Consider the following 19,872-nt stretch of genomic DNA (forward strand, 5'->3'; position numbering starts at 1 on the left):
ACCGCATTACTCCTGCAAGAACTCGGTCAACTGTGGGAGCGAGCCTGCTCGCGATAGCGGTGGGTCAGCTTGCAGTGATGTTGAATGTGCAGCCGCCTTCGCGAGCAAGCCCGCTCCCACAGTTGCTCCACAACCCTGGCTTTTGTGGCGAGGGAGCTTGCTCCCGCTGGACTGCGCAGCAGTCCCCCAAAAACAGGGCCGCTGCGCGCCCCAGCGGGAGCAAGCTCCCTCGCCACAACAGCGGTCAGCGGTCCGTGATTCAGCGGGCGATGGCGTGTTTGCGCAGCTTTCGGTAAAGGGTGTTGCGGCTGATGCCCAGTTGTTCGGCGGTGTGGGTCATGTGCCAGCGCTGGCGTTCCAGGACATCAAGCAACGCCAACCGCTCGGCATCGTCCAGCGGGCGCTCAGCCAGCGTTTCAACCGTCGCCTGTGGACTCTGGCGGATCATCGCTGGCAAGTCCTCAAGCCCGATCCGTCCACCGTCGCACAAGGCCGCGAGGGTGCGCAGCACATTGCGCAGTTGCCGCACGTTGCCCGGCCAGTCAAAACTCAGCAATGCCTGACGCGCCGGTTCGTCGATGGACACCGCTTCGGCGCCCGCCTCTTCGGCCAGCAGAAAATCCAGCAACTGGGACTTGTCGCTACGCTCACGCAATGCCGGCAGCGGGATTTCCAGCCCGTTGAGCCGATAGTACAAGTCTTCGCGAAAGCTGCCGTCGCGCACCCGATCAAGCAACTGACGGTGGGTGGCGCTGATGATGCGCACGTTGACCGCTTCAGGTTCGCCGCCGATGGGCACCACCTGGCGATCTTCCAGCACCCGCAACAAACGGGTCTGCAAGGCCAGGGGCATGTCACCGATTTCATCGAGAAACAGCGTGCCGCCGTCGGCCTGTTGCAGCTTGCCGCGCATGCCTTCCTTGCGGGCGCCGGTGAAGCTGCCGCCGCGATAACCGAACAGCTCGCTTTCGATCAGGCTTTCCGGGATGGCCGCACAGTTGAGCGCCACGAAGTTTTTCCCGGCGCGCTGGCTGGCATGATGCACGGCCTTGGCGAAGGCTTCCTTGCCGGAGCCGGTTTCGCCATGGATCAGCAGCGGCACATCGCGCTCGAACACCCGCAGCGCCTTGCGAAAATGCTCCTGCAACGCCGCATCCCCCAGGCAGAGGCCCGGCAACCGGGCGGGCTCGATGGCTTTAAACGCAGGGACGACCGGGACCGGCACGCTGCGCGGCTGTCCCCGCAGTACCGCAAACAAATGCCGCCCGTCACGGGTGCGCAACGGCCAACTGGCGCTGGCCTGGGCGCTGGCCCGGCCGAGCAGCTCATCCAGTGAACAATCGAAAAAGTCTTCCACCCGCTGACCGAGCAAACCACCGCGAATATGCCCCAACAGGTTCAGCGCACTCTGGTTCACGGCGCTGATCCGCCCTTCGCCGTCGAACGCCAGCAGCCCCTCGCTGAACAACCCCACGGACTCGGCCTGCAAATGAAAGCGCAGCAACCATTGATTGTCGAAGCAACGCAGGAAATAGCAGCTCTCGATCATCTTTGCCGAGAGGTTGACCAGCGCCATGGTGTGGAACTGGCTCTGGCGCGACACGTCTGGCCGGGCCGATGACACATCCAGCACCGCGAGCAGTTCACCCTGGGGGTCGAACACCGGGCTGGCCGAGCAGGTCAGGCCCGTGTGGCGGCCGCGAAAGTGTTCTTCCTGGTGAATGGTCAGGGCCTGGCGCTCCACCAGGCAAGTGCCGATGCCGTTGGTGCCCTCGCAGGCTTCGCTCCAGTCGGCGCCGAGCCAGAGGCCGGCGCGCTCGAAAATCTTGCGCTCGCTGGGAGCAGTGACGCAGTTGAGGATCACGCCGCGAGCGTCAGTCAGCAACACCGCGTGGCCGGCGCCGGAGAGTTGTTGATGCAAGCTGGTCATTTCCGTGCCGGCGATCTGCAACACCTGTTGCAGACGCTCGCGGCTTTCCAGCACCCGACCATGCTCGAGCACCGTTGGCGCCAGGTTCTGCGCCGGATCGAGGTGATAGTCCTCAAGACAGCGCAGCCAGGAGCGGGCAATCGACGGATCGCTGCCGGGCCCCTGCAGATGGGCCTTGCCCTGGGTAACCGTCAGGACTTGTTGGGCATGGCGACTCAAGTGGTTGCTGTGCATTTCTTATTATTTCTCCCCGAAGGTTGCGGCCTTACTGTAGGAGCTGCCGAAGGCTGCGATCTTTTGATCTTTTGATCTTTCGCTTGAGATTCAATTGGCAGGGGAAAAATCGCAGCCTCGTTTCACTCGACAGCTCCTACCCGGCCTGCCTGGCATCAACGCCCAGCATCCTCCAGCCCAACCCGCTTTGCAATGCTGGCGCGACCCACCAGTCACAGCTTGTGTCAGATACGGCACAAACTGTCACACCCGCTGTATCGCAATCGTCACGCAGCCCATCCGTTTGTCCGACGAACTCCTCCTAAAGTCTTGATTTCCGGGCCTCGCAAGGCAGTGGCCCGACCTTTGCTCTAGGCTTAATTACCAGCGCTCAATTTTGCGCGGCCTCCCGTATAAGCACAAAAGCCAAGGAGAACTCATCATGCGTTACGCTCACCCCGGTACTGAAGGCGCTATCGTTTCGTTCAAGAGCAAATACGGTAATTACATCGGCGGCGAGTTCGTCGCGCCTGTCAAAGGTCAGTACTTCACCAATACTTCCCCGGTCAATGGCCAGCCCATTGCCGAATTCCCGCGTTCCACGGCCGAAGACATCGAAAAAGCCCTGGACGCCGCCCACGCCGCTGCTGATGCCTGGGGCGCCACGTCCGCCCAGGCCCGTTCGCTGGTTCTGCTGAAAATCGCCGACCGCATCGAACAGAACCTCGAAGTGCTGGCAATCACCGAGTCCTGGGACAACGGCAAGGCTGTGCGTGAAACCCTCAACGCCGACATCCCCCTGGCCGCCGACCACTTCCGCTACTTCGCCGGTTGCCTGCGCGCCCAGGAAGGCAGCGCCGCCGAGATCGACGGCAACACCGTGGCCTATCACATCCATGAACCGCTGGGCGTGGTCGGGCAGATCATCCCGTGGAACTTCCCGCTGCTGATGGCCGCCTGGAAACTCGCGCCGGCCCTGGCCGCCGGCAACTGCGTGGTGCTCAAGCCCGCCGAGCAAACCCCGCTAGGCATTTGCGTGCTGATGGAGCTGATCGGCGACCTGCTGCCACCTGGCGTACTGAACGTGGTGCAAGGCTTCGGCAAGGAAGCCGGTGAAGCCCTGGCCACCAGCAAGCGCATCGCCAAGATTGCCTTCACCGGCTCGACCCCGGTCGGCTCGCACATCATGAAATGCGCGGCTGAGAACATCATCCCGTCCACCGTGGAGCTGGGCGGCAAGTCGCCGAACATCTTCTTCGAAGACATCATGCAGGCCGAGCCAAGCTTCATCGAAAAGGCTGCCGAAGGCCTGGTGCTGGCGTTCTTCAACCAGGGCGAAGTCTGCACCTGCCCTTCCCGCGCCCTGGTGCAGGAGTCGATCTACGACGAGTTCATGAAGGTTGTGATGAACAAAGTCCTGCAGATCAAACGCGGCGACCCGCTGGACACCGACACCATGGTCGGCGCCCAGGCGTCCGAGCAGCAATTCGACAAGATTCTTTCGTACCTGGAAATCGCCAAGGGCGAAGGTGCCGAACTGCTGACTGGCGGCAAGGTGGAAAAACTCGAGGGCAACCTGGCCACGGGTTACTACATCCAGCCAACCCTGCTCAAGGGCACCAACAAGATGCGCGTGTTCCAGGAAGAAATCTTCGGCCCAGTGGTGAGCATCACCACTTTCAAGGATGAAGCCGAAGCCCTGGCGATTGCCAACGACACCGAGTTCGGCCTCGGCGCCGGTCTGTGGACCCGCGACATCAACCGCGCCTACCGCATGGGCCGGGCGATCAAGGCCGGGCGCGTCTGGACCAACTGCTACCACCTCTACCCGGCTCATGCCGCGTTTGGTGGTTACAAGAAGTCCGGCGTGGGTCGTGAAACCCACAAGATGATGCTCGACCACTATCAGCAGACCAAGAACCTGCTGGTGAGCTACGACATCAATCCGTTGGGGTTCTTCTAAGCCATTGGGGCGAGGCAGGTGGTTCTGCTTCGCCCTTTAGATAGCTATCGCGAGCAGGCTCGCTCCCACACAGGATTTGTGGATGACGCTGCAGTTTCGGCTTGCCCACTTCCCCTGTGGGAGCGGGCTTGCTCGCGAAAGCGGTGTGTCAGTCACATAGTTGCTCAAGGTGCCGCCGCCTTCGCGAGCAAGCCCGCTCCCACAGGGTACTGCGCTAATCCGGCGATCAGGCTAGACAAAAAAAACAATAAAAACAGGTAACCCCTATGCCAAGCGAACACGTAAACCCGCAATCGGCACCCTCCTCGGTCGACTTCGAAAAAGTCGGCTCCGAATACTTCCAACAACGCGAACTTAAAAAAGGTGCGGCGGGCTGGGTCCTGCTGGTGGGCCTGGGGGTGGCGTATGTCATTTCCGGGGACTACGCCGGCTGGAACTTCGGCCTGGCCCAAGGCGGTTGGGGCGGGATGTTCCTCGCCACGCTGCTGATGGCCGCGATGTACCTGTGCATGTGCTTCTCCCTGGCCGAGCTGTCCTCGATGATTCCTACCGCCGGCGGCGGCTATGGCTTTGCCCGTAGCGCATTCGGTCCCTGGGGCGGGTTTCTCACGGGCACGGCGATCCTGATCGAGTACGCCATCGCCCCGGCGGCGATTGCGGTGTTCATCGGCGCGTATTGCCAGTCACTGTTCGGCATTGGCGGCTGGATGATCTACCTGGCGTTCTACATCATCTTCATCGCCATCCACATATTCGGCGTGGGTGAAGCGCTCAAGCTGATGTTCATCATCACCGCCGTCGCCGCCCTCGCACTGGGCGTGTTTCTGGTGGCGATGGTGCCGCACTTCGACGTCGCCAACCTGCTGGACATCCCGGTCACCGCGGCTACGGGCGCCAGCCCATTCCTGCCGTTCGGCTATGTCGGCGTGTGGGCAGCCATTCCGTATGCCATCTGGTTTTTCCTGGCCGTGGAAGGCGTACCGCTGGCGGCTGAAGAAACCAAGAACCCCAAGCGCGACCTGCCGCGCGGCCTGATTGGCGCCATGCTGGTGCTGGTGGCGTTTGCCTTGCTGATTCTGGTGATCGGCCCAGGCGGCGCGGGTTCCAATGCGTTGATGGCTTCGGGCAACCCGCTGGTGGAAGCGCTGGCCAAGGCCTACGGCGGCTCGACCTGGATGGGCAACTTCGTCAACCTCGTCGGCCTGGCCGGCCTGATCGCCAGCTTCTTCTCGATCATCTACGCCTACTCGCGGCAGATCTTCGCCTTGTCTCGAGCCGGTTACCTGCCACGCAAGCTCTCCGAAACCAACAAAAGCAAAGCACCGGTATTGGCGCTGATCATCCCCGGCATCATCGGCTTCGGCTTGTCCCTGACCGGCCAGGGCGATCTGCTGATTCTGGTGGCCGTGTTCGGCGCCACCATCTCCTACGTGCTGATGATGGCCGCGCACATCACCCTGCGCATCCGTCGCCCCAAAATGGACCGGCCATACCGCACACCGGGCGGCATCTTCACCTCGGGCGTGGCCCTGGTGCTGGCGTGCATCGCCGTGGTGGCGGGCTTTCTGGTGGATCCACGGGTGGTCATCGGCGCCGCGATCATCTATGGAGTGTTAATTGCTTACTTCGCGTTCTACAGTCGGCATCACTTGGTAGCAGGCACGCCTGAAGAGGAATTCGCGGCGATTCAAAAAGCCGAAGAAGCCTTGCACTGAGTTGTAAAACGCCGAAAACCACGGCGCCGCCCAGCGGCGCCGTCACGGAGAACCTGTATGGCCAGTTTTGCACACACGGTCGGCGCGCAGACCTACCGCTTCGACAGCCTCAAAGACCTGATGGCCAAGGCCAGCCCGGCGCGTTCCGGGGACTTCCTCGCCGAAATCGCCGCGCTCAACGACGGCGAGCGGGTAGCCGCGCAAATGGCCTTGGCCGACCTGCCCCTCAGCCATTTCCTGCAAGAAATGCTGATTCCTTACGAGGACGACGAAGTCACCCGGCTGATCGTCGACACTCACGATAAACAGGCCTTCGCCGCCGTCAGCCACCTCACGGTTGGCGGTTTTCGCGACTGGCTGCTCAGCGATGCGGCCGACGAACACAGCCTGCGAGCCCTGGCCCCGGGCCTGACCCCGGAAATGGTCGCCGCCGTGTCGAAGATCATGCGCGTGCAAGACCTGGTGCTGGTGGCGCAGAAAATCCGCGTGGTGACCAAGTTTCGCGGCACCCTCGGCCTGCGCGGGCGACTGTCCACCCGCCTGCAACCCAACCACCCCACCGACGAACCCGCCGGGATCGCCGCGAGCATCCTCGACGGCCTGCTCTTCGGTAACGGCGACGCCATGATCGGCATCAACCCGGCCACCGACAGCACGGCGTCGATCTGCGCCATGCTGGAAATGCTCGACGCCATCATCCAGCGCTACGACATCCCCACCCAAGGCTGCGTGCTGACCCACGTCACCACCTCCATCGAGGCGGCGAACCGTGGCGTGCCCCTGGACCTGGTGTTCCAGTCCATCGCCGGCACCGAAGCGGCCAACGCCAGTTTCGGCATCAACCTGAACGTATTGCAGGAAGGCTACGACGCCGGGCTAAGCCTGAAGCGCGGCACCTTGGGCAACAACCTGATGTATTTCGAGACCGGCCAGGGCAGCGCGCTGTCAGCCAACGCCCACCACGGCGTCGATCAACAGACCTGCGAAACCCGGGCCTACGCCGTGGCACGCCATTTCAACCCGTTTCTGGTGAATACCGTCGTAGGATTTATCGGCCCGGAATACCTGTACAACGGCAAACAGATCATCCGTGCCGGCCTGGAAGACCACTTCTGCGGCAAGCTGCTGGGCGTGCCGATGGGTTGCGACATTTGCTACACCAACCACGCCGAAGCCGACCAGGACGACATGGACACCCTGCTGACCCTGCTGGGCGTGGCCGGGATCAACTTCATCATGGGTATCCCCGGCTCTGACGACATCATGCTCAACTACCAGACCACCTCGTTCCACGACGCCCTTTACGCCCGCCAGACCCTGGGCCTCAAACCCGCGCCGGAGTTCGAAACGTGGCTGGCGAACATGGGCATCTTCACCCAGGCCGATGGCCGGGTGCGGTTTGGCGACAACCTGCCACCGGCGTTCCGTCACGCCCTCGCGCATTTGGGATGAGTGAACTGCCCATGGATAAAAAACCTGTCGATCCACAAAACCCTTGGCTGAATCTGCGCAACCTCACCCCGGCGCGCATCGCCCTGGGCCGCACCGGCACCAGCCTGCCGACCCAGGCGCAACTGGACTTCCAGTACGCCCACGCCCAGGCCCGCGATGCGGTGCACCTGGCGTTCGACCATGAAGGCATTCGCGCGCAACTGACTGAACGCGGCCGCAACAGCCTGCTGCTGCACAGCGCCGCCAGCGACCGCAACAGCTACCTGCAACGCCCGGACCTGGGCCGGCGGCTCGATGAAGCCTCCGTACAGATCCTGCAGGACCACGTCGCGGCCAATCCCGGCGGCGTCGACCTGGCCATCGTGGTGGCCGACGGTCTGTCGGCGCTGGCGGTGCATCGCCATACTTTGCCGTTCCTGGCGCGGCTGGAAGAACAGACCGCCGCTGAGGGTTGGTCAACCTCGCCAGTGATTCTGGTGGAACAGGGCCGGGTCGCGGTGGCCGATGAAGTGGCGCAGCGGCTCGGGGCCAAAATGTCGGTGATCCTGATCGGTGAACGCCCCGGCCTCAGCTCCCCCGACAGCCTGGGTTTGTATTTCACCTACAACCCCAAGGTCGGCCTGACCGATGCGTATCGCAACTGCATCTCCAACGTTCGCCTCGAAGGCTTGAGCTATGGCATGGCCGCCCATCGCCTGATCTACCTGATGCGCGAGGCCTGCCGCAGACAGCTCTCGGGGGTCAATCTGAAGGACGAAGCCCAGGTTCAAACTCTAGACTCGGAAAATGCCGCCGATATGAAAGGTAACTTCCTACTCATGCCGCCCCGAAGCTGATCCGTTTACACGATTGCGTTTTTGATCCGCTTTCAGGCAGCATCGAAGCACGGCAGAACGCCGTTGTTGTCCGAGTATCTGTCGACCTTTGCAGACGAGACCTACTATGCGGATTATCCAAGCGACCCTGGAACACCTGGACCTGCTGACCCCATTGTTCGTCAAATACCGGGAATTTTATGGCTCACTGCCCTACCCGGATTCGTCCCGAGCCTTCCTCGAAAAACGCCTGCGCCGCAAGGAATCGGTGATCTACCTGGCGTTGCCCGATGACGATGACAACCGGTTGCTGGGCTTCTGCCAGCTCTACCCCAGCTTCTCGTCACTGTCCCTCAAACGCGTGTGGATCCTCAACGACATCTACGTCGCCGAAGACGCCCGCCGCCAACTGGTGGCCGACAACCTGATCCGCACCGCGAAAAAAATGGCCAAGGAAACCAACGCCGTGCGCATGCGCGTCTCCACCAGCAGCAACAACGACGTGGCGCAGAAAACCTACGAGTCCATCGGCTTCAAGGAAGACACCGAGTTCAAGAACTACGTGTTGCCCATCAGCGAAGAGCTCTGAGCCGACAGCAATACCTCCGTGGTGAGGGAACCCTCACCACACCAATATCCCTGACACACCACACCCCCTTGTGGCGAGGGGATTTATCCCCGCTGGGCTGCGAAGCAGCCCCAAAACCTGAGCACGCGGTGTATCAGATTGACCGAGTCGGCTGTATTAGGGCCGCTGCGCGCCCCAGCGGGGATAAATCCCCTCGCCACAAAAGCGGTCCGAGCCGATGCCTCATCCAGCCAGTCGCTCAGAAATCCCCCGCTACAAACTCACCACGCACACCACCCCCGACCTCGTATAATGCCGCTCTTCCCGGCTTGTAAGAAAAAGCTACACACTCTGTAGCCTTACTCGAAGCCCGACCCACAGGCCCCACCCAGTCAGGCCGCGACCACAGGTGCTTTGCATGGATTTCAACCCCCTCGACCTCATTCTGCATCTCGATGTGTACCTCGACCTGCTGGTGACCAACTACGGGCCGTGGATCTACGCCATCCTGTTCCTGGTGATCTTCTGCGAAACCGGCCTGGTGGTGATGCCCTTCCTGCCGGGCGACTCCCTGCTGTTCATCGCCGGTGCAGTCGCGGCCGGCGGCGGCATGGACCCGGTGCTACTCGGCGGCCTGCTGATGCTGGCGGCGATCCTCGGCGACAGCACCAATTACCTCGTCGGCCGCACGGCGGGGGAACGACTGTTCAGTAACCCGAACTCGAAAATCTTCCGCCGCGACTACCTGCAACAAACCCACGACTTCTACGACAAGCACGGTGGCAAAACCGTAACCCTCGCGCGCTTCCTGCCGATCCTGCGCACCTTTGCACCCTTCGTCGCGGGCGTTGCGAAAATGCCTTATCCGCGGTTCTTCGGCTTCAGCGTCTTCGGCACCGTCCTGTGGGTCGGCGGCTTGGTCAGCCTCGGTTTCTTCTTCGGCAACGTGCCGTTCATCAAACAGAACCTGTCGCTGCTGGTGGTGGGCATCATCCTGTTGTCGCTGGTGCCGATGATCATCGGCGTAATCCGCAGCCGCCTGGCCCGCGGCGACTCGAAAACCCAACCGCGCTGATCGCCCATGTGGTCCCTGAGCGGCTGGCGCCGGCGACGCATCCTCGCCAAACATCCCGTCGCCGAGGAAACCTGGCAGCAGGTGCGTCACCAGTTGAGCTTCCTCGACGGCCTCAGCGCCAGCGAGGACCAATGGCTGCGCCAAGCGTGCGTCTTGTTCCTGCATGACAAACACCTGAGCGCCCTGCCCGGCGTCGAACTGCATCAGGAACAACGCCTGCTGCTCGCCGCCCAGGCCCAATTGCCGCTGATGCACCTGGGCGAACTGAACTGGTACCAGGGCTTCCACGAAATCGTGCTTTACCCCGACGACTTCCTCAGCCCCCAGCGCTACCGCGACGCCAGTGGCATCGAGCACGAATGGGACGGCGAGCACAGCGGCGAAGCCTGGCCCCAGGGCCCGATCATCCTGGCCTGGGACGGCGTACTGGCCAGCGGTGGCTGGGACGGCTACAACCTGGTGATCCACGAGCTGGCGCACAAACTCGACATGCTCAACGGCGACGCCAACGGCCTGCCGCCGCTGCACGCCGGCATGCGCGTCAGCGACTGGGCCGAGGCCATGCAACAGGCCTTCGACGACCTCAACCGCCAACTGGACCAAAACCCGGACGCCGACACCGTCATCGATCCCTACGCAGCGGAAAACCCGGCGGAGTTCTTCGCCGTCACCAGCGAATACTTCTTCAGCGCCCCGGACCTGCTGCACCAGGCGTACCCACGGGTCTATGACCAGCTCAAAGCGTTCTACCGCCAGGACCCATTGGCCCGGCTGCGGCAACTTCAGGCCGAAGATCCGGTCTATCAGGCGTCATACTAAGGTCTCTAAGACCCTTGTAACGTGGCATCGACGGCCGAATATGCCTATAATCGCCGCCACTTTTTGGTCAATCCGACCAGTCATTTGGTCAACTAACGGGGGCACCGCCCAATGAGCTACAGCAAGATTCCGGCTGGCAAAGACCTGCCGAACGACATCTACGTCGCGATCGAAATCCCGGCCAACCACGCCCCGATCAAATACGAAATCGACAAAGACAGCGATTGCCTGTTCGTTGACCGTTTCATGGCCACCCCAATGTTCTACCCGGCCAACTACGGTTTCATCCCCAACACCCTGGCCGACGACGGCGACCCCCTCGACGTGCTGGTCGTGACCCCTTACCCAGTCGCCCCAGGCTCGGTCATCCGCGCCCGTCCGGTCGGCATCCTGAACATGACCGACGACGGCGGCGGCGATGCCAAAGTCATCGCCGTACCGCACGACAAACTGTCGCAACTGTACGTCGACGTGAAGGAATACACCGACCTGCCAGCCCTGCTGATCCAGCAGATCGAGCACTTCTTCGAGAACTACAAGGATCTCGAGAAAGGCAAGTGGGTCAAGATCGAAGGCTGGGCCGGTGCTGACGCCGCCCGCGAAGCGATCACCAAGTCGGTTGCCGCCTACAAAGGCTGAGACTGAAGTAAAGAAGAACCCCGGTTTGCACCGGGGTTTTTTTATGTCTTAATAATGATAAATACGAAGTTGTATTAATACCGTTTAAACCCGTTTAGCCCGACCCTTTCAAATCCTGCAAACGGAAAGATCGTCTTATATATTTGCACGACATGTTTATTGCCGAAAACACAGTCGCCCCTAAACTTTCCGTTTATGAAAATACTTTCCAGTGGCGACCGCTTCAGAGCCCTTCTAAAAGAAGCGAATATCCGATCCGCCGACTTCGCGAAGTTATACGGCGTGAAATCCCAGCACATCAACAACTGGTTCAACCGTGGCATCCCGCCAGGACGCATCTACTCCATCGCCAGCCTGCTGACCGTAAGCCCGCAATGGCTCGCCACCGGCGAAGGCCCGCAGACCCCACTGGGCCTGGGCCCCGGCATCACCTATGAAGCCGCCGAAAACGATGGTGTCTACAGCGTGCAAGAAACCACGGACATCGAACTGCCTTTCTACAAGGAAGCCCCCATCGCCCCCGGCGAAACCAAAACCCACATCATCGAAATCCCCGACCAAACCATCCGCCTGCCCCGCAGCCACCTCGAAACCCTCGACATCAACCCCAACGACGCCATCTGCACCACCATGGTCGGCGACAGCATGGCCGAACGCATCGAAGACGGCTCCACCCTCGCCATCGACCGCGGCCTGACCCAAGTCGTCGACGGCCAAATCTACGCCCTCGAACACGACGGCATGCTGCGCATCAAATACCTGCACCGCGTCCCCGGCAACCGACTGCGCCTGCGCAGCCACAACAGCGCGGCCTACCCGGACGAAGTCTTCAGCGCCGAACAGATTGAAGCGCAGAACATTAGAGTCATCGGCTGGGTCTTCTGGTGGTCCACCCTGAACAAACAGAGACCGCCAGTCTTCGACTAACCCACCCGAACGGAAAGACAGCCACTGAAACCCCTAGTGATGAGGAGCTTCAGTGGTTAGAAGCTTCAATGGTGAGCACCTCTGTGGCGAGGGGATTTATCCCCGCTGGGCTGCGAAGCAGCCCCCTGCTTTCCCCCAAGATCACCGATAACCCAATGATTCCACACCACTTACCACTTGGATTCCAAACAAAACCCGCGTACCCTCCGCCCCACATTTGCGAGCCCACGCCTCGCACCGACAAGGCAGATCACTTCTGACCAAGTCCCACAGCCGGCCGCAAGAGCCGGATGTACGTTTTGAAGGCTGGTGAGGTTTGTCAAAAACGAACTGAGTTAGTCAACGAGAAGCCGGCCATAAGCCGGCTTTTTAATGTCTGGAACAACCAAGTCCCGGCGAACTGGTCCAGTTGAAGAACTATAACGCCGTCCTTTCGACGAAAGAAGAGTCAAGTCGCACCCTATTAACTCAGAATAAATTGTAAATATTATATTCTCTAATCGCCTGGAGGGCGCACTATGTTTGATCAGTTGCTTGCTTTGGTTAATCTCGGAGAAAAATTACCGGATGCCGTAGGCTGGCAGTTTATCGGTCCCTACACGCTCTCCATCCCGGAGGAAATACTTGAAGCGCTGGACAAAGAAAAAATAAAAACCGGAAGTAGCTATACCTCTGCTGCACTAGTAATCTTTAACTATTCTGGTACTTCAAAATCGAAAATACGGGTCTTGTACAGCGGAGACTTCGAATTCAAACCAAAAATCACTTATGGACGTCGCGAAGCACCGGTAAAATGGGAGCACGACACTGAAAACAACGAACTAGTTTTCCATGACATACCTCCCAATGAAAAAGTAGAAGTCGAGCTATTTAACGTTTACCAGGGCTTTTCCATAGATCAAATTTTAGTAGACGGCAAACTGGTCACGGAGTTCATGAACAGAAGGGCGCTAGCAAAGGCCTACCCCAGCCCGCTCTGGCTTAAAGCCTTGCCAGTTTGCGCTAGTCTTATTGGCGCAGCAGCCATCGCAATGGCAGCCTCTACTAGCTATACCGTGTACAAAACCAGCAAAGACAATGAATTATTGTATGGTGTTCCCTCAGGCTATTCGAGTTGCATACCCTATTTTTTCGACAACCCACCAGATGACAAGACGAAAGAAACACTTACCCGAAAAATAAAAAAACTAACTCCTTGGATGCATATATTACTTGCCAAAAACAGGGTATCCTCAGAGTCCGAACTTTACGACCTTGACCGTATAATTCTTTGCACTCCCGACACCAATTAATAAAACCATTATGCATACACACAGCCAACCTTAGATAGCAACTTCGTTCACTACCATTATTATGGTGATCACCACAAGACCTCTCAATGCAACGCATATTCGCAGCGATATGCGCTTGCTATGGTGCTGCATTGCTCTTATTAGTTTATTGCATCTCAAATTCGAGGTCGATTTATCTATTCGCCACATCGCAGTCGGCTTGTGAGTACAGTAAGAACCACCAGTAACTACTCAGTTTTTGTTGTCAACGAGCTGAATAAGCATTTTCCGACCTGCGCACGGGCTCACTCCGAGCTACGCCGCTTCAATATTGCCATAGCCCAACGCAACCAAAACTCTATAATGCCTCATCCCTTGTTGAACTGTTTCGCCGAAAATAGCAATGCGCCACCCTGATATTCATTAGACTTGATCGTGCGTTAATACTCTTCAGATGCCAAACAGCAATGCGCACTCAGCTCGTCGGCATGAGGGAGTTCTTGAAAGGTTACCAGCCCGAAAAGCTGAAAAAAGCAAGCGTCGACAACGGTCAACTAGGGCATGGCTTTCATCCCGAAAACGAAGTCATCCTGGGTTGGATTGCCTAAATGACTTGCAAGACGCAAACCTATAACGCTGCGCCCCTCCTGATAAACGCTATGGCGACATCGAAAATAATGAGTGGCGCCCTAACACTGATTCTTGAGCAAACAGGAGGCTCATCGTGCCTCCATGACCTTCTCGCGGGAGACGCTAGACCTATTGATGGCTTTGGGCTATTGTTGGATCCAATCACAAAAGCCGAGCCCTTCCTCCCACAACCTTCTTTATGGAGGAGCCAAAGATGAGAAATTTTCCCACTCAACTAAATATTGAGGGGACGGTGCAATCCTCACGGCGTCATCAATCCTACCGAATGAAGCGGGAGAGTTTCTATGAGCGCCACTTCTGACTTTATAACAACAGATTTTGGGGCTACTTTGTTCCCCCTAAAAACAAATCAACTGATGGTGATAAACCACGAAACCGAAATAAACGAATATATCTACCAGAAAGTTCTTGATGACAAAAACAAATCAGACAACTTTTTATCACAACAACGTGTATATGCCACTAAGCCCCATGGGCATCTTCGCCGCACATCCAAGCTTGATCCAGTAGCCGAATATTTTTTGTACGATATTGCGTATCGTAATCGTGCCATTTTTCGTTCCGAGGTTAGCGAGCAAAGAAGAAGTTTTGGATACCGCTTCAAGAGCGGAACGCAAATTTCGGTTCACACTGCATATACCGAATATAGGCAAAGCCTGTCCGAAAATGGTAAAAAATACAAACACAACCTCCAATTCGACATAGCCTCATATTTTAATAGCTTATATCACCACGACATCTGTCATTGGTTTGCCGCCGCACCGAATGTATCAGACATTGATGCAAATGCACTCGGGCAATTTTTCCGTGAAATAAACGCAGGCAGAAGCGTAGACTTCCTCCCACAAGGAATTTACCCTAGCAAAATGATGGGCAATGAGTTCCTTAAACTAGTAGATTTAGCCGGCCAAATAAAATCAAGCTGCCTAGTTAGATTCATGGATGATTTTACACTTTTCCATGACAGCCCTGAAATTCTGTGGCAAGACTTCACTCGAATTCAACAACTTCTCGGGCAATATGGACTAAACATCAACCCCAGCAAGACGTATTTTGAAAAAAACCTCAGCGGGGTGGAAGAGACACTTACAAAACTCCGTGAATCCCTTATAGAGATCGTTGAAGAGTTCGAAGAAATCCATACAGCCTCATCTGTTGAACTTGTGGAAATCGAAACTGAAATTGAATCAACCCTAACCAACGACCAAGTTAATGCATTGCTCAGCCTATTAAAGGACGAAGCACTTGAAGAGTCTGACGCGGACCTTATACTAAGTTTCTTAAGATCCCATAGCAACAGCATACTTGAGCACATCCCAGATTTGCTACGTCGGTTTCCCAACTTAGCAAAACATATTTACGCTGTTTGCGGAACCATATCTGAAAAAAAAGACCTATCCGCAATACTTCTGGACTACTTAAATCAAGAGACCTTTTTCCTAGAATACCAACTATTTTGGCTGACATGTATAGTTGAAGACCATTTAATGGGACACGGCTACTATGGCGAACTTCTGATCAGACTATACGAGCTTTCACAAGACTTCAAAATCGCACGCGCCAAAATTCTTGAAATCCCAGAACAAGGGTTTGGCTTTAAGCAAATTCGCGGTGATTTTCTGAAAACGGGTCAGTCTGACTGGCTTTCCTGGGCATCAGCCATAGGCAGCAGATCGCTGAAACCAGGGGAAAGAAATTATGCGTTGGATTACTTCTCTAAAGGTTCACCAATGAATTATTTAATTGCAGGTTGCGCAAAAAAACTTTAGGCACTTATCGTCAAACCCCATCAGATAATATCAGAAAATTGTCGAAAGCTAATTGAGGCTCACATGAAAAACCCAAAACATCAGCTTAGAATTTATTTTTCTGACTTCTTTGACGTACTACCTAAGCAGGTAGAAAACTACGGTGCATTTAATATTTCACTCATAAACGACCTACCTTTATTTGTCGACCCGTTCCTGCTTTTTAACAGCGAAGACGATACTTTTAGAAAGCTTCATTCTGAAATAATAAACTATATGCTTTTTTTGAAAAAAAAGTCCGCATTACAACTCCCCTCAGGCTTAATCAAGGCATGGTATTTGTTCCCTGAAGTCAAACAGAATTGGCTTGGATTCAGCAGAACTGGGAACAGTGGCCGCGGACTCGGTCCATCATTTGCTACATCGCTTCAGAACAACTTCAGAGATATTTTTTCAGACTTTGGCAACGAGGCTTCTGGATCCACCCACCTCGGAAAACTGACGCTAGTAAAGCATGGAGTAGGAAAAGATCAAATTAGCGACTTTACTTGCAATTTAATTCATGGCTTTCTCGCTGAGTACACACAAAAGTTCACAATAGAAAATATACCGCCTGAGAAAACTCAAAAGTTCACCATTCCAAAAGCTGAGTTTAACTACCATACGGAGACATGGAGATCGAAGCAATATACGCTACCTAAATATAGGAAAGAATACGTACTATTAACACCAATTGACATACTCACAAAAGATGAAGCATGGATTTCCCACAAAGGATTCCTAGAAGACTTTAGCCATGTAGTCTCGTGCGTCCCTAACGATCAAATCCGAGACCAGATAAACTTATATCTTACAAGAGTCATGCCCGCCGACCCAACGAAAGAAGAGCAAGCAATCGCTTACGAAAAGACGATACATCAGTACCCTAATTTAATGGATGTATACGTAGGAATAAGGGAGTCGCATAAGGAAGCCGCCAGTGCTTCAAGCCTAGAAAAGGTCCTTATCGCTCAGAAACTATTCCAGGAACAACTGCGACAACTTATAGACCTTCTAGATAAAACATCATTTTATGACTCAGAACCGGACAGCTATGAAGCAGGAATGCAAAGAGTTCAGTTTTTAAAGCATGTAATTGAGAAACAAGACGGATATCGCCTTTTTTATGTCAAAGGCATCCCAATTTCAAGAGAAAGCGATCTGCAAATCATGTTCAAACTCACGTGGTTTGCTTCTAAGTTTAGCTCAGACTCCGAAGTTAACAACGGCCGCGGACCCGCCGACTTTTTAGTCTCATACGGCAGCTGCGATAAAACCATAATAGAGTTCAAACTAGCCAAAAACTCACACATGGAAAAAAACATAAGAAATCAAGCAAAAATTTATAGTGATGCTGCGCGATCAAAGAATCCACCAATCATGGCAATCCTATACTTTAATTCTTCTGAAGCAGATAAAGTCAGACGTATATTGATAAAAAACGGGTTATCCAATACCAAACACATAGTTCTAATCGATGCATCTCCTAAAGAATCTGCATCCAAGGTTTCATAGGAGTCTCCATCCTAGGATTGGTGCATGCATTGAAGCTCTTACGAAAAAACCTACCACGATAAGGGAAACATCTTACAATCCGTCTCTACATCTCTGATATGACCGACTGGTCATTTTTCAATTGTCAATCAAGAGGCCAACCTGGTGGACAAGACAGACGGCACATCCCAACAATTAATTGATGTGGCAAATCTTGCAGCATCGCTCCAACGCTTTGCGGATGACCGCGACTGGCAGCAGTTCCACTCGCCCAAGAGCCTTTTGCTGGCCCTGACAGGTGAGGTAGGTGAGCTTTGCGAGGTATTCCAATGGATGAGCGAAGCCGATTCACTGGCTGCCGCTAAGCATCCTAAGACAGCCCAATCCGTGAAGGACGAGTTAGCCGACGTGCTCATGTACCTGGTCCGCCTGAGTAGCGTGCTCGGAGTCGATCTCAACGAAGCAGTCACGAATAAGCTTGCTCTGAACGGCCAGAAATACCCCGTTGATAAAGCCAAAAGCACCAGCAAAAAGTACGACCAACTCTGACCTTCAGTGCCCTAAGGATCTCTTGTGATCGTTTACGCTGCGACCAAACAGCAATTCCTAAAAGACAACGATAACGACGACATTGAAGAAGTGATCCTCAGGCACTTCAAGGAAGCCACAGGCAAGAAGGTTGGCGCATCAGAAATCAGGTCATGGCAGGGATCCCTGACGTACATGGCCAAAGTGCTTCGAGATGATGACCTCCCCAGCAACGCTGGCTTGGCCATCGAGCTTCATATCCCGCAATCATCGAAACGCATCGACTTTTTGCTCACTGGTCGCGATGAAAACCAAGCAAAGAAAGCCGTGTTGATCGAGCTGAAGCAATGGAGCAAGGCGAGCGCAACCACCAAGGACGCGATTGTCAAAACCGCCTTGGGTGGCGGTCTCGTTGAAACCATTCACCCCTCCTACCAAGTATGGTCGTACGCAGCGCTGCTGGAAGGCTTCAATGAAGCGGTATATGACAAAAGCATCGAAATCCGCCCCTGCGCCTATCTGCACAACTATGTCAGTGACGGCGTCATCGATTCTGCTCACTACGAAGCCCATACAAGTAAAGCTCCGTTGTTCCTCAAAGGCCCCGAGGAACTGAGTAAACTACGGACCTTCCTGAAAAAACACATCACTCACGGTGACAACAAGGAGGTTCTTTACGAACTCTCCAACGGAAAAATTCGGCCATCCAAAGCGCTAGCCGAAGCGTTGACCGGGCTTATGGATGGCAAACCTGAGTTTGTGTTGATTGACGATCAGAAAGAAGTCTTCGAGTCAGCACTCGTCGCGGCGAGTGAAGCGTCCATAGCAGCGCCAAAGGTGCTGATCATTGAGGGCGGTCCAGGGACCGGAAAAACTGTTCTGGCGATCAACTTGCTGGTAAGACTCACCGCGTTAAAGCTGCTGAGCAAATACGTCTCGAAAAACGCAGCGCCTCGCAAGGTGTATGAAAGCAAACTCGTTGGTACGATCAAACGCAGCCATTTCTCCAATTTCTTTTCTGGCTCGGGTGCCTTTATCGAAACTGAGCCCAACACGTTCGACGCTCTGATCGTTGACGAAGCTCACCGGCTCAATGAAAAAAGCGGTCTGTATGGAAACCTGGGCGAGAACCAAATCAAGGAACTGATCAACTCTTCGAAATGCTCGATTTTCTTCATCGACGAAGATCAGCGCGTGACCTTGAGCGACATTGGTAGTAAGCAGGCTATTCGTACCTTTGCGAAATCCAAAGGCGCAACCGTGGAGGAATACACACTGTCCTCTCAGTTCCGTTGCAGCGGTTCTGATGGTTATCTAGCGTGGTTGGATGACGTATTGGCTATTCGACCGACCGCCAATCCGCTACTTGATATCAGCGAGTATGAGTTCAAGGTGTTCAACTCCCCTCAGGCGATGCACGCGGCCATTGAGCAGAAAAACCAGGGAAACAAAGCTCGCGTTGTCGCGGGCTACTGCTGGCCTTGGCTCAGCAAAAAAGATTCCAAGGCTTCCGATATCGTGATCGGCGATGACTACGCACGCCAATGGAATCTGGATCAGGACGGCAGCCTATGGATAATCGCGGAAAACTCCATCGAGCAGGTTGGTTGTATCCACACCTGCCAAGGACTGGAAGTCGACTATATAGGAGTGATCATCGGACCGGACTTGATTGTCCGTGACGGGAAAGTGCTGACATCGCCGCACAAGCGAGACAAGTACGACAAATCAATTCGAGGCTGGAAGAAACTGATGAAAGAGCAGCCTGATTTTGCCCAGAAGGAGACGGATCTGATCATCAAGAACACGTATCGGACCCTGATGACCCGAGGGATGAAAGGGTGCTACCTGTACTGTACCGACCAAGAGACGGCCCAATACTTTGAGAGTCGGCTTGCCGATTGTCGTCCACGCTGAGGTCCTGCTGAATTGGACAATTATCCAACAGGTTGTTGGACAATCTGGGCACGCGTCGTTTCTGAGCTCTTTATTGAAAGGTCTTGCCAGGCAAGACCTTTTTTTACG

At 55.5% G+C, this 19,872-nt stretch carries 15 protein-coding genes; 14 read left to right on the forward strand and 1 reads right to left on the reverse strand.

From position 1 onward, the window contains the following. Positions 1 to 259: 259 nt before the first annotated feature. Entirely contained in the window at positions 260 to 2,164 is a 1,905-nt protein-coding gene (locus BM132_RS25025) for a sigma-54-dependent Fis family transcriptional regulator (RefSeq protein WP_092459457.1), read from the reverse strand. 421 nt (positions 2,165 to 2,585) lie between these two features. Here BM132_RS25025 and BM132_RS25030 point away from each other — a divergent pair, with 421 nt between their 5' ends. The 14 genes from BM132_RS25030 (at position 2,586) to BM132_RS25095 (ending at position 19,764) form a co-directional block, all read left to right on the forward strand. Next, positions 2,586 to 4,106, forward strand: coding sequence for an acetaldehyde dehydrogenase ExaC (locus BM132_RS25030; RefSeq protein ID WP_092459459.1), 1,521 nt, complete (start codon positions 2,586 to 2,588; stop codon positions 4,104 to 4,106). Between the two features lie 266 nt (positions 4,107 to 4,372). Next, entirely contained in the window at positions 4,373 to 5,821 is a 1,449-nt protein-coding gene (gene eat / locus BM132_RS25035) for an ethanolamine permease (protein ID WP_092394649.1), read from the forward strand. 57 nt (positions 5,822 to 5,878) lie between these two features. Further along, positions 5,879 to 7,273 carry an ethanolamine ammonia-lyase subunit EutB gene (locus tag BM132_RS25040; RefSeq protein WP_092459461.1) on the forward strand — a complete coding sequence of 465 codons (1,395 nt, stop codon included), beginning with the start codon at positions 5,879 to 5,881 and terminating at the stop codon, positions 7,271 to 7,273. Positions 7,274 to 7,284: 11 nt separating this feature from the next. Next, a complete protein-coding gene (gene eutC / locus BM132_RS25045; protein ID WP_092459463.1) occupies positions 7,285 to 8,109 on the forward strand; it encodes an ethanolamine ammonia-lyase subunit EutC in 825 nt (274 codons plus the stop codon). A gap of 106 nt (positions 8,110 to 8,215) precedes the next feature. Next, complete coding sequence (locus tag BM132_RS25050; protein ID WP_092394658.1) at positions 8,216 to 8,677, forward strand: GNAT family N-acetyltransferase; 462 nt, start codon at positions 8,216 to 8,218, stop codon at positions 8,675 to 8,677. 397 nt (positions 8,678 to 9,074) lie between these two features. Further along, positions 9,075 to 9,731: a DedA family protein gene (locus BM132_RS25055; RefSeq protein ID WP_092459465.1), complete on the forward strand. Its 657-nt coding sequence runs from the start codon at positions 9,075 to 9,077 to the stop codon at positions 9,729 to 9,731. 6 nt (positions 9,732 to 9,737) lie between these two features. Further along, on the forward strand, positions 9,738 to 10,550 hold the full coding sequence (locus BM132_RS25060; RefSeq protein ID WP_092459467.1) for a M90 family metallopeptidase: 813 nt from the start codon (positions 9,738 to 9,740) through the stop codon (positions 10,548 to 10,550). 111 nt (positions 10,551 to 10,661) lie between these two features. Further along, positions 10,662 to 11,189: an inorganic diphosphatase gene (gene ppa / locus BM132_RS25065; protein WP_047229468.1), complete on the forward strand. Its 528-nt coding sequence runs from the start codon at positions 10,662 to 10,664 to the stop codon at positions 11,187 to 11,189. 195 nt (positions 11,190 to 11,384) lie between these two features. Beyond that, positions 11,385 to 12,116, forward strand: coding sequence for a LexA family transcriptional regulator (locus tag BM132_RS25070; RefSeq protein ID WP_092459469.1), 732 nt, complete (start codon positions 11,385 to 11,387; stop codon positions 12,114 to 12,116). 518 nt (positions 12,117 to 12,634) lie between these two features. After that, complete coding sequence (locus BM132_RS25075) at positions 12,635 to 13,408, forward strand: hypothetical protein (RefSeq protein ID WP_092459471.1); 774 nt, start codon at positions 12,635 to 12,637, stop codon at positions 13,406 to 13,408. Positions 13,409 to 14,322: 914 nt separating this feature from the next. Further along, positions 14,323 to 15,807 carry an antiviral reverse transcriptase Drt5 gene (gene drt5 / locus BM132_RS25080; RefSeq protein ID WP_092459473.1) on the forward strand — a complete coding sequence of 495 codons (1,485 nt, stop codon included), beginning with the start codon at positions 14,323 to 14,325 and terminating at the stop codon, positions 15,805 to 15,807. Positions 15,808 to 15,870: 63 nt separating this feature from the next. Further along, a complete protein-coding gene (locus BM132_RS25085; RefSeq protein WP_092459475.1) occupies positions 15,871 to 17,340 on the forward strand; it encodes a hypothetical protein in 1,470 nt (489 codons plus the stop codon). A gap of 144 nt (positions 17,341 to 17,484) precedes the next feature. Beyond that, complete coding sequence (locus BM132_RS25090; protein ID WP_092459477.1) at positions 17,485 to 17,868, forward strand: nucleotide pyrophosphohydrolase; 384 nt, start codon at positions 17,485 to 17,487, stop codon at positions 17,866 to 17,868. Between the two features lie 24 nt (positions 17,869 to 17,892). Then, positions 17,893 to 19,764, forward strand: coding sequence for a DUF2075 domain-containing protein (locus tag BM132_RS25095; RefSeq protein WP_092459479.1), 1,872 nt, complete (start codon positions 17,893 to 17,895; stop codon positions 19,762 to 19,764). Positions 19,765 to 19,872 lie beyond the last annotated feature (108 nt).

This window comes from Pseudomonas sp. NFACC45, from assembly GCF_900113505.1.
Taxonomy (GTDB): domain Bacteria; phylum Pseudomonadota; class Gammaproteobacteria; order Pseudomonadales; family Pseudomonadaceae; genus Aquipseudomonas; species Aquipseudomonas tehranensis.

What these genes read in the sequence shown, in the direction of transcription:
- BM132_RS25025 (WP_092459457.1), bottom strand. Translation starts at nt 2,164, where the DNA reads ATGCACAGCAACCACTTGAGTCGCCATGCCCAACAAGTCCTGACGGTT.
- BM132_RS25030 (WP_092459459.1), top strand. Translation starts at nt 2,586, where the DNA reads ATGCGTTACGCTCACCCCGGTACTGAAGGCGCTATCGTTTCGTTCAAG.
- eat (WP_092394649.1), top strand. Translation starts at nt 4,373, where the DNA reads ATGCCAAGCGAACACGTAAACCCGCAATCGGCACCCTCCTCGGTCGAC.
- BM132_RS25040 (WP_092459461.1), top strand. Translation starts at nt 5,879, where the DNA reads ATGGCCAGTTTTGCACACACGGTCGGCGCGCAGACCTACCGCTTCGAC.
- eutC (WP_092459463.1), top strand. Translation starts at nt 7,285, where the DNA reads ATGGATAAAAAACCTGTCGATCCACAAAACCCTTGGCTGAATCTGCGC.
- BM132_RS25050 (WP_092394658.1), top strand. Translation starts at nt 8,216, where the DNA reads ATGCGGATTATCCAAGCGACCCTGGAACACCTGGACCTGCTGACCCCA.
- BM132_RS25055 (WP_092459465.1), top strand. Translation starts at nt 9,075, where the DNA reads ATGGATTTCAACCCCCTCGACCTCATTCTGCATCTCGATGTGTACCTC.
- BM132_RS25060 (WP_092459467.1), top strand. Translation starts at nt 9,738, where the DNA reads ATGTGGTCCCTGAGCGGCTGGCGCCGGCGACGCATCCTCGCCAAACAT.
- ppa (WP_047229468.1), top strand. Translation starts at nt 10,662, where the DNA reads ATGAGCTACAGCAAGATTCCGGCTGGCAAAGACCTGCCGAACGACATC.
- BM132_RS25070 (WP_092459469.1), top strand. Translation starts at nt 11,385, where the DNA reads ATGAAAATACTTTCCAGTGGCGACCGCTTCAGAGCCCTTCTAAAAGAA.
- BM132_RS25075 (WP_092459471.1), top strand. Translation starts at nt 12,635, where the DNA reads ATGTTTGATCAGTTGCTTGCTTTGGTTAATCTCGGAGAAAAATTACCG.
- drt5 (WP_092459473.1), top strand. Translation starts at nt 14,323, where the DNA reads ATGAGCGCCACTTCTGACTTTATAACAACAGATTTTGGGGCTACTTTG.
- BM132_RS25085 (WP_092459475.1), top strand. Translation starts at nt 15,871, where the DNA reads ATGAAAAACCCAAAACATCAGCTTAGAATTTATTTTTCTGACTTCTTT.